Here is an 11,093-nt window from a genome sequence, read left to right on the forward strand (position 1 = left end):
TTTGCCAGTACGGGAAAGTGCTGCACTTTGATTTGGCTCTAGTTTATTGGAATAACTGGAATTTTCCTGAAGATGATAAAACTAGACTCAGGCTCTAATTTTGGTCTGTTTTTCTGAAAAGATGCTCAAAACAAGAGGCAAAAAAAGACGGATGGGTGTTTCACACTTTTGGAGAAACACCCATCCGTCTTTAAATAAGTATTCTAAGAATTAATCTTCGTAACGGCGGAAATTCTGGCGGCGGCGGGGAGCATCCTGGAGTTCATATTCTCCGTTTTTCTCCCTTTCCTCGCGCTCTTTCTGGCGCTTGTCGTCAAACTTGGTGTACGCCTCCACAATGCTCTTCACCAAGCGGTGACGCACCACGTCCTCGGCCTGCATTTCCACAAACCCAATTCCTTTAATGTCCTTGAGCACGGTCATGGCCTCAATCAACCCCGAGCGTTGGTTGCGCGGTAAGTCAATCTGCGTGCGGTCACCGTTGATCATCACTTTAGAGGTGGGTCCCATACGGGTCATGAACATCTTGATCTGCATGGGCGTGGTGTTCTGGGCCTCGTCCAACAACACAAACGCGTTGTTGAGGGTACGCCCGCGCATGTACGCCAACGGAGCTATCTCTATGATTTTGTTTTCATAGTAGTATTTCAATTTCTCCACCGGAATCATTTCCTCCAGCGCGTCATAGATAGGCCGCAGATACGGGTCTACCTTGTCTTTCATGTCACCGGGCAGGAACCCAAGGCTTTCACCGGCTTCCACTACCGGACGCGAGATGATGATTTTCTTCACCTCTTTGTTTTTCAGCGCCCGCACGGCCATAGCCACCGAGATGAAGGTTTTACCAGTACCGGCTGGTCCCAGGGCAAACACCAGGTCGTTCTTGGCTACGGCATCCACCAACTTCTGCTGGCTGGGCGTTTTGGCCTTGATCACGCCTCCCTTGCTGCCATACACAATCACATCGGGCGAGGTAATCACCACGTCATCCTCAAAATCGTTATCGGCGGTCAGAAACTTGTGAACGCTTTTATCGGTGATTTTCCCGTATTGGTGATAATGTTCAATCAGGGAAGAAAGGATCTCGTGGATTTTGGTGATCTCAGGGGTTTGGCCCTGAATCTTTATCTCGTTGCCGCGTGAAATGATCTTGCTGCTTGGGAAAGCGGCGGCCAACTGTTTAATATTCTGATTCTCAAGACCTAGGAAATCTACTAAAGAGACATTCTCCAGGGTTATAGTTTTTTCTACCAAAGGCTATTTCCGTTTATTAAAGTGGTTATAAAACCAATCTACTGAAAATATAGTAGATTTGTTATAAGACAAAACTAGAAATAATTAAGTTCTTTTGACCGACCGTTCCCATGGGAATTCTTACCTTCTTGTCAGACTTTGGTACCACAGACCACTACGTGGCCGCCGTAAAAGCTAAAATACTGACTATCAATCCTGCACAAGTTATTGTAGACATCTCGCACCACATTGAGCCGTTCAATATTCCGCACGGCTACCATGTCATGAACGCGGTGTACCAGGACTTCCCCAAGGGCACAGTACACATGATTGCGGTGGATACCCACGGCACCCGCAGCGGCCGCTACCAGGTGGCCCGCCACAACGGCCACTATTTTATCTGCGCCGACAACGGCCTGTTATCCCTGCTCACCGACAATGACCCTGAGCAATTGATTGACCTGCCCGAGCAACCCGATACCTCTTCCCCAACCCGTGACATTATGGTACCTGCCGCCGTGGCGCTGGCCCAGGGCGCTTCCATGGCCGAGGTGGGTGAACTAGCCGATGGCATGGTCCAACTCATCAACCGCCAGCTCCGCCTCAACGACCATTCCATTACCGGGCACGTGGTGCACGTAGACCACTACGGCAACCTGATCACCGACATCACCCAGGACAGCGTGGACGCCATAGGGCACGGCCGCCGATTCTCTATCCATTTCAACCGCGAAGTGGTAGACAGAGTGAGCAGCCGCTACAACCAATCCAACGAAGGCGACTGCGTAGCCCTCTTCAACCGCCAGGGTTTCCTGACCATTGGCATCAACAAAGGCCACGCCTCAGAACTGCTGGGCATGTACTTTGACTCCCCGGTTGAAATCAAATTCTCCCGCGATGCGGAATAATTAAGAATTGACAATTAGGAATTAAGAATAAACCTGGACTGAATGGCTTGACCTTTACTTCTTCCAAGGAACCGAACGGCAAACGCCTGTGGACATAATTCCTCATATTTTCAATTCCTAATTCTTAATTCCTAATTACTTGCAATGTTGATCAGAGTGGTACGGATGACCTTTCAGGAGGACAAAGTGGAAGCGTTTCTGGAAATATTCAAATCTTCACGGGACAAGATCAGCGCTTTTCCTGGTTGCCGAAGCGTGGAGCTGCTGCAGGATTACCACTTGCCCCACGTGTACAGCACTTACAGCCACTGGGACTCAGACGAGGCCCTGAATAACTACCGCAAATCAGAACTGTTCGGGAGTGTCTGGAAACCCACCAAAGCTTTGTTCGCGGAACCGGCGCAGGCTTTCTCCTTCAAGCCTGCTATTTTGTAATTGATTAGAGGATGTTGAACGATAATCAACTAAAGTTAGAGGCCATCTGGAAAGATAAGCATATGTTTGAGTTGCGGATTTCTGCAAATAATGGGCGATATTCTGGAATAACTGAAGTTTACGAGGTATCTGATTCCTTGCTCGAATTCGTAACCGGCTTGTATGAATTTCCTGAGGGAAAAGAAAAGATATCTTACTCTTGCGGAGTAAAGGATGGGTATGCTTTCTTCAGAATGGACTTCTATAGAATTGGCCGGTCGGGTATATGCGGAGTACTAGTAACAATGGAGGAAAGTGTATCAACGGAATACCGAAAGGAAGAAAAGCATAAACTCTCCCTGGAATTAATCATCGAATCTCACTCAATACCCATTTTTTGCAGAGAGTTAAAAAACTTAGCTGTAAATCAAAATGGTAGTGCTGTCTTGATGGGGATCAAGTAAATGCAAGTAGTTTTAGCTAAAATACTGCACTATAACATTGTTTAGACGCACCCAAGATTAGGTAAGATTAACCTTAAACTAAAGAAGTAATCGGCCAGTTTTAAAACTCCTTTTCTCATTCAAGGCATAAACTCGGCCCTTCAAACTCTTATTAAATTCTATCATAGCCTGCCTACTCTACCAATGGTTTTGTGCTTCTTCATTCAGGGCAGGTTTCCAGAAATCAGCTCTGAAACGTTTTTTACTTCACAAGCTTTCAAATCTTTTCTCACCTCCATCTCGTGGGTTTCTGATCCTCAACCCCTCACAAGTCATTATAACCATAAACTATAAACTCATCAATAATATCAATTTGAACTATCAAGAGTAACCCGGCACTTTTGGGGCATTGATTCATTAACCAAGCCCAAAATGCTTAGAAAACCATTACTCTTATTAACCTTCTTGGCCAGTAGCCAGTTGGTTTTTGCGCAGAAACCGCTTACCACCAACACAGGTGCTCCGGTAGGCAACAACCAGAATTCCAAAACGGCCGGCGAGAACGGACCGGTGCTGCTGGAAGATGTGCACCTGATTGAGAAACTCGCTTCCTTTGACCGTGAGCGCATCCCGGAGCGCGTGGTGCACGCCCGCGGAGCCGGAGCCTTCGGGGAGTTTGAGAACTACGCAGACTTCTCGGCCTACACCAAAGCCTCTCTGTTCAACACGCCAGGCAAGAAAACGCCGGTGTTTGTGCGCTTCTCCACCGTGGTACACGAGCAAGGCTCTCCGGAAACGTTGCGGGACCCGCGCGGCTTTGCCGTGAAGTTCTACACAGACCAAGGCAACTATGACTTGGTGGGCAACAACCTGCCGGTGTTCTTCATCAGAGACGCCATGAAGTTCCCGGACATGGTGCACTCTTTCAAGCCCTCTCCTATCTACAACCGCCAGGACAACAACCGCGTGTTCGATTTCCTGTCTAACGTACCGGAAAGCACCAACATGCTCACGTACCTGTACCAGGACCTGGGCATTCCGGCCAACTACCGCCAGATGGATGGGCATGGGGTACACGCCTTTAAATGGGTGAACGCCAAAGGCGAAGTAACTTATGTGAAATACAAGTGGACCTCGCAGCAAGGCGTGAAAACCTTGACCGGTGCCGAAGCAGCGCAGGTACAGGCCCAAAACCACAGCCACGCCACCCAAGACCTGTACACCGAGATCAACAAAGGCAACTTCCCGGCCTGGGAGCTGTCGGTGCAGATGATCAAACCCGAAGACCTGGACAAGTTTGACTTCAACCCGCTGGACCCTACCAAGATCTGGCCGGAGAGCATCGCGCCTAGCAAAAAGATTGGCAAGATGACCTTGAACAAGGTGCCCGATAACTTCTTTGAATCTGTGGAGCAGGCCGCTTTTGCGCCGGGCACGTTGGTACCGGGTATTGAGCCTTCTGAGGACCGGCTGTTGCAGGGCCGCGTGTTCTCTTACTTTGATACCCAACGATACCGCCTGGGCGGAAACTTCCAGCGCATAGCTGTGAACGCGCCCAAAGTGGAGGTGAACAGCTTCAACCAGAACGGGGTCATGAGCAACCGCACCACCAAGTCAGAGGTGAACTACCAGCCTAGCACCTCGCAGCCAAGCTTCGTGGACAACAGCCAGTTCAATTACTCCGGCCAGAAAATCAACGCCGAGACCATGCAGCGGGCCATCAGCAAGCAGAACAATTTCCAGCAGGCAGGCGATCTGTACCGCTCCCTTTCCAAAGTGGAGAAAGACCACCTCATCAATAACCTGGCCGGTGACCTGAGCCAGGTGAAGAACAAAGAAATAGTGAATAGAATGGTGAATTACTTCTACCAGGCCGATGCCGAATACGGTACCCGCCTGATCAAAGCCCTGAAACTGGAGAAAAGCCAGGTGCAGGCGCTTACCCAGAAATAATTCTACTAAACATACCGGGTCAAGCCGGGCAGTTTCTGTCCGGCCTGCCTTCTTCCTTTGCTTCAACCGTCCAAAACTATATTCCCGTGAACACTCTGCAGGTGATCTGCCTTTCCCATGAAAACGCCTCCCTGGCCTACCGTGAGGCGCTCCAGCTTTCCGCCCCAGAGGCAAACCAATTCATGCTTTCTTTGAAGCAGCGTGGTCTGGTGAAAGGATTGGTAGTGGTCACCACTTGCAACCGTACCGAGGTGTACTTTGAGTCTGAAGGCACTTCTACCACCCTCATTCTGGAGGAACTGCTCTCCTTCAAAAAGATCGAAAACCGGGCGGTTTACCAGAAACTGTTCAAAAACATCCGCCATAGCCAGGACACTTTCCAGTACCTCTTGGAAGTAGGCATTGGCCTACGCTCCCAGGTGCTGGGCGATCGGCAGATTATCAGCCAATTAAAGGCCAGCTACCAACAGGCGCATGCCCTGCAGGTGACCAGTCCGCTTTTACACCAGGCGTTTCAGTCTCTGTTCAAGACCCACAAACGGGTGCATAACGAGGCTTCTTTCCGGGCGGGAGCTTCCTCGGTGGGCTACGCCGCGCTGGAGCGGGTCACCGATTTCTTCCCACGTAAAACGCTTGCCCAGAAGAAACTCCTGATTATAGGCATCGGCCAATTGGGCACCGATGTTGCCCGTTACGCGGCTTCGTTCGGGTTTTCCCATATTACCCTGAGCAACCGCACCCAAGCCAAAGCGCAGACTCTGGCTTCTGAAGTAAAAGCCCGGGTGCTGCCGTTTGAAGGATTGGCAGAGCAAGTAGCCTCATTTGACGTGATTGTTTCCTGCGTGAGCGGTGGTGAAGTACTTTCCTTGCAGAACTTTAAGAACTTACCAGAAAAAAGGCGCGTGTTGCTGGATTTGGCGGTTCCGCTGAGTTTCCCTGCGGAAGTGGGGCAATTTCCGGGCATTTCCCTGGTAAACATGGATGAACTTCTCTCTAAAACCCAGGCGGTGCAGAAAGTGCGCGAAGACGCCATCGCGGAGGTAAAAAGAATCATCATGGAAGACGTGCGCAGCTTCGAGGATTGGCTGCAGGATATACCCGTAATCCAAACGCTTCAGGAACTCAGGCGCTACTTTGCCACCGTTCTGGAAGCTGAACTCCAGAATCATTCCCAAACCCCCACTCCCCAACTCTCCCAGTCACTGGCCGAAGCTGCTCTCAAAAAGCTGCTCCGCCGTCCGGCCAAAACCTTGAGAACCAGCCAGGGCCCTAACCGACAGGTGCTGCTGGAATCTTTGCAGACGTTATTTCACCTTGCCTAAACCCATATACCCATGTCACTGATCACCAAAACCGGCGTCATGTTAGTGAACCAAGGCACCCCAGACAGCCCTTCCGTAGCCGATGTGCGCAAATATCTCAGGCAGTTCCTGATGGATGAGCGGGTCATTGATCTTCCGTTCCTGAAGCGCTGGCCTTTGGTGAACCTTGTGATCGCCCCGTTCCGGGCACCTAAATCTGCGAAGGTGTACCGCCAGCTCTGGACCGCTCAAGGCTCGCCACTGAAGGTGTACGGCTACCGGGCGGTGCAACTGTTGCAGGCCTCGCTGGGCAGTAAATACGTGGTGAAACTGGCCATGCGCTACCAGAACCCGTCCATTGAAAATGCTCTTGCCGAATTCAAAGCCTTGGGCATTAGTTCCTTGGTGGTGGTGCCGCTGTACCCGCAGTACGCCTCGGCCACTACCGGATCGGTGTACCAGAAGGTGATGGAAACGGTAAAAGACTGGACCGTGCTGCCCCAGATCAGGTTTGTGAATCAGTTTTGGGACCATCCGCAGTTTATCCGGGCTTTCGCGAAACTAGGCCAAAAACACCTGGACCGGCAAACGTACGACCACGTGGTGTTCACCTATCACGGCCTGCCCCAGCGGCAACTGCACAAAGACGAGCGGTTCAAAAGCTGCGAAGAGGCCCATTGCCAGCACTCGCTGCACGAAGGCAACCAGTTCTGCTACCGGGCGCAGTGCTACGCCACCAGTCGTGCCATTGCCTTGGAGCTAGGCATTCCGGAAGACCAATATACGGTCTGCTTCCAATCCCGGCTGGGGAAGGATCCCTGGATTCAGCCCTACACCGAGGACGTGATCCGCAAGTTGGCGGCCGTTGGCACGAAAAAAGTGCTGGTGTTTGCGCCTTCCTTTATTGCCGACTGCCTGGAAACCACCATTGAGGTGGGCGAGGAATACAAAGAGCTGTTTGAAGAACTGGGCGGCACCCACTGGCAACTGGTGGAAAGCCTCAACGACAATGCCTCCTGGATTGCCTGCCTCCACCAACTTGTCACCCAGTTTACCTCTGTTTCGCAGAAAACGGCCCAAAAAGCCTTTCACGCTTTTAAACGCTACCCCAGCATCCATTCCATTTCTCTCAATTGATCAAGACCCAATAGTCCATACCCATGAAAACCCTTTTATTGAAATTAGCTTTCTTCTTTTTACCCGCCACTTTGTTCGCGCAGAGCACAGATTTGTTTTCCGCCGCCAGAACCGGCAATGTGGCCGCTATCCAGCAGCTGATTCAGTCCAAAGCCGATGTGAACACCACCGATGCCAAAGGCTTCACGCCCCTGATTCTAGCCGTGTACAACGGTCAGCCGGAAGCCGCTGCTGCCCTGCTCAAAGCCGGGGCCAACGTGAACTACCAGGACCTCACCGGCAACACCGCCCTCATGGGAGCCGCGTTCAAAGGCCACCTTGCCATTGCCCAACTCCTGATTGACCACAAAGCCAACCTGAACCTGCAGAACGGAAACGGCGGCACGGCCCTGATGTTCGCCACCATGTTCGGGCGGAATGACCTGGTGCAACTGCTGCTTCAGCACGGCGCCGATGCCTCACTCAAAGACCAGCGCGGCCTTACCGCCCTGGCGCTGGCGCAGCAACAAGGCAATACCCAGGCGGCTGCCCTGCTGCAGAAATAACGAGGAGCACGTTCTCATAACAGAACAAACTCCCTTTCCATAGATCCGCATCGGCCGGGGCAGCACCTCGGCCGTTTGCTTTTATAAGCAGTCAGGAACCACCCACCCCGTTGCTCTTTCTGTTTTGCGGCTGTTTTTACCAGATCAACCCCAAAACAAAACAAATCAGCGGGAAAGAAGTAATTTTACCCAGCACTGCTCCGGTGAGCCCTGCCCTTTAACACGCACCCTAACCCAGGTAGCCCATGAACTACTTCCAATTCTATGAAATGCCGGAAAGCTTTCTGCCCAATGAGAAAGCCATCCAGACCAAGTATTACGCCCTGAGCCGCGAGTTCCACCCCGACTTCTACACGTTGGAGTCGCAGGAAAAGCAGCAGGAGATTCTGGAGAAGTCTACCCTCAACACCAACGCCTACCGCACGCTTTCAAATTTTGACCGCCGCATGCAGTACATTCTGGAGCAGCACGGCCTCTTGGAAGAAGGCGGCCAGAACGATTTGCCGCAGGATTTCCTGATGGAGGTAATGGAACTGAACGAGCAGCTGATGGAGCTGGAAATGGAGCCAGATTCTCTGCAGTTCAAGATTGTCTCTGACCAAACCATGCAACTGGAAGGCGAACTGAAGGCCGAGATCTGGCCCCTGCTGGAAAATTATGCAAATTTATCGCCTGAGGATCAGATAGAAGCCTTAAAACAGGTAAAAAATTATTATTTGAAGCGCCGGTACCTCTTGCGTATTCAGGATTCATTGGCTAAGTTTGCACCACATTCCTGATAAGCACCGCGGAAACGCACCGTTTAACAGGTTCTACCGAAAGAGTGCTTGCCCAGGTGGCGGAATCGGTAGACGCGTTGGTCTCAAACACCAATATCTTCACGGATGTGCCGGTTCGACTCCGGCCCTGGGTACTCCAGCGGACTTGTTCACAAAAGACAGTGACAAGTCCGCTTTTTTATTGTTATAACTTGCTGTTATAGTGTTTATTACATGGAATACCGAGTTGATTCCATTTGTTCGATAACAGGCATTTTCCTTGTCGTAGAAAATATGACCAGTAAATGTGGTTTGCTGTACCCTACGTTTAACAGAAATACCTTCATTCAACCACAGAAAGGGCGTTTTTCTAACATACTGGATACATATTGCAGCCACCTCTTCAGGGTTCGATACGTTCATTTGCAGTTTCTCCAGCTTAGATTCAATTTGTTCCTTTTGGTTCTCAAATTCATGTAACTTCTGTTTGAATAGATCATTTGAAATCATACCTGAAAGTAACATATCAGCTAGTTGACTCATTTTTGACTTTAAAGCATCTACTTTAATTTGACATTTCTCTATATCCGCAGAGTTTATCGAATTAAGTTCGACAAGTAATTCTTTCAGTCTTTGTGTTAATAAGGACGATGGAAGACTAATTGGAACAATGTTTTTGAGATATTCATAGAATTCTTTGTTTGCCTTTACTGCTGATACATTAATCCTACAATCCTGATTATTACATATGTAATAATACTTTTGCTTTTTCTTGTTTAAGTATCCAGTAAACTTGCTCCCGCAGCTTGCACATTTAATGTTCCCTTTCAGTGGCAGCCCAGTGTTTATAATTAAATTGCCATTTCTCGGTTTACCATCAGTATCTAAAATTTCCATGGCCCTTTTAAATTCAAGTAAGGAAACAATCTTAGGGTGCTTACCTTCTATAGGTATATAATCATAAGAGTTTGATATCATTATTCCACAATAGAATGGATTACGGAATATTTCAGACCACCTCTTGGTATTAATTCTTAATCCCTTAACATATAAATACCGTTGTATTTCGATGGGTGTGAAACCCTTCAACAGCATTTGAAATCCTTCCCTTATATGTTCCCCTTCTCTGTTTATATGAATTATCTTTTTAGAATCCCTTGCATATCCACGTGGACATTTATGCACCCAATAACCATTTTGAATCTTTTCCCTCATTTTCCTCTTTGTATCTATACTTTTGTTAACATTGGCAATATTTGCTTGTAACAAAGTCATAGTCAACATGACCTTTCCCTCAATAGATTCAGGGTCAAACGTGTTTATAGCAGAGTATACCTTTATAGAATTCCTTTGTAGCAATGAAATAATTTCAATAGCTTGAATACCAGTCCTGGAAAAGCGGTCATAGTTAAAGCAAATTATAGCACCAATCTTATTCTTCTTAGAAGTGACAAAATCCAGCATTGCTCTAAACTCTTTTCTATCATCATCTGATTTAGCAGATTCATAGACGCCACCAAAATACTTTACAACTTTAAAACCATTTTTGATAGCAAAACTTGTACATTCTTTATATTGAGTATCCAAGCTATCATTTGATAGCTGTTCTTTAGAAGATACACGAGTGTAGATAACAGCAGTTTTATCCTTTGAAATACTTATTTCATTTTGAATTGGAGCAAACCGTTTGAAATAGTCGTACTGCATAAATTAGAATAGATTATAGACACAAATAATTAATCATAAAGAACAATTAAAAGCACTCGCAAGATGGGCGCGCCCCTGTTCGAGATCCGGCAGCTGGCCGAGGAGAACGGCATCTACGTGTTCAGATTCAACTATGAACTCTACGGGGACATGAGCCACCGTGTGGTGCGGATGCTCTCGAAATACGCGCCCCAGGTAGAGGTGGACCTGGGCAACTTCCGGCACGTAGACATCGGGCAGCACGCTAAAGCGATCTGGGAGCGGGTGCCCCGCGCCAAAGCCTTCACCGTTTTCCTGGAGACCAGCCGGTTCCTCAACCCCGGGCAGGGATACTTCAACAGCCGTACCGTCAAACTGGAGAGCCCCACTGACAGCGAGCTAGTTCTCGTTCCCGCCCCCATGGAGGTGCACAGGGCCATCTTCCTGCCAGGGTTCCGCCACAAGAAGACCGGCATCATCGTCACCGGCCTCTGCCCCGCAAACCAAGTGCAGGAGAACCTCTTCTCATGTGGCACCCAGGAAAGAGACAGCGGGCTGATGCAGACATTGGATACGCTGAGGCAGCGGTTCGGGCACAGCGTCTTGCGCTACGGGGTGCAGGGCACAGGCCAGAAGTGACAGATGTGGAGCGGCAATCTCTCCCCCTGCTACACCACCCGGCTTGAGGATTTGATAAAAGTCTATTAAGCAGATT

The 11,093-nt window shown here is 49.2% G+C and carries 12 protein-coding genes and 1 tRNA gene; 11 read left to right on the forward strand and 2 right to left on the reverse strand.

Features of this window, described 5'->3' with window-relative positions:
* Positions 1-210 precede the first annotated feature (210 nt).
* Positions 211-1,254, reverse strand: coding sequence for a PhoH family protein (locus JT719_RS04635; RefSeq protein ID WP_207431326.1), 1,044 nt, complete (start codon positions 1,252-1,254; stop codon positions 211-213).
* 110 nt (positions 1,255-1,364) lie between these two features.
* On the opposite strand from JT719_RS04635, the gene JT719_RS04640 reads away from it, so the two are divergent.
* The 9 genes from JT719_RS04640 (at position 1,365) to JT719_RS04680 (ending at position 8,847) form a co-directional block, all read left to right on the forward strand.
* Positions 1,365-2,141 carry an SAM hydrolase/SAM-dependent halogenase family protein gene (locus JT719_RS04640; RefSeq protein WP_207431327.1) on the forward strand — a complete coding sequence of 259 codons (777 nt, stop codon included), beginning with the start codon at positions 1,365-1,367 and terminating at the stop codon, positions 2,139-2,141.
* A 144-nt stretch (positions 2,142-2,285) separates the two neighbouring features.
* Positions 2,286-2,576, forward strand: a complete 291-nt coding sequence (locus JT719_RS04645) for a putative quinol monooxygenase (protein ID WP_207431328.1) — start codon at positions 2,286-2,288, stop codon at positions 2,574-2,576.
* 62 nt (positions 2,577-2,638) lie between these two features.
* Positions 2,639-3,019, forward strand: a complete 381-nt coding sequence (locus JT719_RS04650) for a hypothetical protein (protein WP_242693072.1) — start codon at positions 2,639-2,641, stop codon at positions 3,017-3,019.
* A 411-nt stretch (positions 3,020-3,430) separates the two neighbouring features.
* On the forward strand, positions 3,431-4,951 hold the full coding sequence (locus JT719_RS04655) for a catalase (RefSeq protein WP_207431329.1): 1,521 nt from the start codon (positions 3,431-3,433) through the stop codon (positions 4,949-4,951).
* An 86-nt stretch (positions 4,952-5,037) separates the two neighbouring features.
* On the forward strand, positions 5,038-6,273 hold the full coding sequence (gene hemA, locus JT719_RS04660) for a glutamyl-tRNA reductase (protein ID WP_207431330.1): 1,236 nt from the start codon (positions 5,038-5,040) through the stop codon (positions 6,271-6,273).
* A 12-nt stretch (positions 6,274-6,285) separates the two neighbouring features.
* The gene (gene hemH / locus JT719_RS04665) at positions 6,286-7,389 is read left to right on the forward strand and encodes a ferrochelatase (protein WP_207431331.1); all 1,104 of its coding nucleotides are present in this window, start codon (positions 6,286-6,288) and stop codon (positions 7,387-7,389) included.
* A 23-nt stretch (positions 7,390-7,412) separates the two neighbouring features.
* Entirely contained in the window at positions 7,413-7,934 is a 522-nt protein-coding gene (locus tag JT719_RS04670) for an ankyrin repeat domain-containing protein (protein ID WP_207431332.1), read from the forward strand.
* A 245-nt stretch (positions 7,935-8,179) separates the two neighbouring features.
* Positions 8,180-8,713 carry an iron-sulfur cluster co-chaperone HscB C-terminal domain-containing protein gene (locus JT719_RS04675; RefSeq protein ID WP_207431333.1) on the forward strand — a complete coding sequence of 178 codons (534 nt, stop codon included), beginning with the start codon at positions 8,180-8,182 and terminating at the stop codon, positions 8,711-8,713.
* 50 nt (positions 8,714-8,763) lie between these two features.
* Positions 8,764-8,847, forward strand: a tRNA-Leu gene (locus JT719_RS04680).
* Here the strand turns inward: JT719_RS04680 and JT719_RS04685 are convergent.
* Positions 8,813-10,399: a recombinase family protein gene (locus tag JT719_RS04685; protein WP_207431334.1), complete on the reverse strand. Its 1,587-nt coding sequence runs from the start codon at positions 10,397-10,399 to the stop codon at positions 8,813-8,815. The genes JT719_RS04680 and JT719_RS04685 overlap by 35 nt on opposite strands.
* Positions 10,400-10,462: 63 nt before the next feature.
* On the opposite strand from JT719_RS04685, the gene JT719_RS04690 reads away from it, so the two are divergent.
* Both JT719_RS04690 and JT719_RS25620 read left to right on the forward strand, forming a co-directional pair.
* Positions 10,463-11,017, forward strand: coding sequence for a DinB/UmuC family translesion DNA polymerase (locus JT719_RS04690; RefSeq protein WP_207431335.1), 555 nt, complete (start codon positions 10,463-10,465; stop codon positions 11,015-11,017).
* 3 nt (positions 11,018-11,020) lie between these two features.
* The gene (locus JT719_RS25620) at positions 11,021-11,086 is read left to right on the forward strand and encodes a DUF4113 domain-containing protein (protein ID WP_207433266.1); all 66 of its coding nucleotides are present in this window, start codon (positions 11,021-11,023) and stop codon (positions 11,084-11,086) included.
* Positions 11,087-11,093: the final 7 nt, after the last annotated feature.

It is taken from the genome of Sabulibacter ruber, from assembly GCF_017355955.1.
Classification (GTDB): domain Bacteria; phylum Bacteroidota; class Bacteroidia; order Cytophagales; family Hymenobacteraceae; genus Nibribacter; species Nibribacter ruber_A.

Coding starts and splice junctions, on each gene's coding strand:
- JT719_RS04640 (WP_207431327.1), top strand. CDS start 1,365: ATGGGAATTCTTACCTTCTTGTCAGACTTTGGTACCACAGACCACTAC.
- JT719_RS04645 (WP_207431328.1), top strand. CDS start 2,286: ATGTTGATCAGAGTGGTACGGATGACCTTTCAGGAGGACAAAGTGGAA.
- JT719_RS04650 (WP_242693072.1), top strand. CDS start 2,639: ATGTTTGAGTTGCGGATTTCTGCAAATAATGGGCGATATTCTGGAATA.
- JT719_RS04655 (WP_207431329.1), top strand. CDS start 3,431: ATGCTTAGAAAACCATTACTCTTATTAACCTTCTTGGCCAGTAGCCAG.
- hemH (WP_207431331.1), top strand. CDS start 6,286: ATGTCACTGATCACCAAAACCGGCGTCATGTTAGTGAACCAAGGCACC.
- JT719_RS04670 (WP_207431332.1), top strand. CDS start 7,413: ATGAAAACCCTTTTATTGAAATTAGCTTTCTTCTTTTTACCCGCCACT.
- JT719_RS04675 (WP_207431333.1), top strand. CDS start 8,180: ATGAACTACTTCCAATTCTATGAAATGCCGGAAAGCTTTCTGCCCAAT.
- JT719_RS04685 (WP_207431334.1), bottom strand. CDS start 10,399: ATGCAGTACGACTATTTCAAACGGTTTGCTCCAATTCAAAATGAAATA.
- JT719_RS04690 (WP_207431335.1), top strand. CDS start 10,463: ATGGGCGCGCCCCTGTTCGAGATCCGGCAGCTGGCCGAGGAGAACGGC.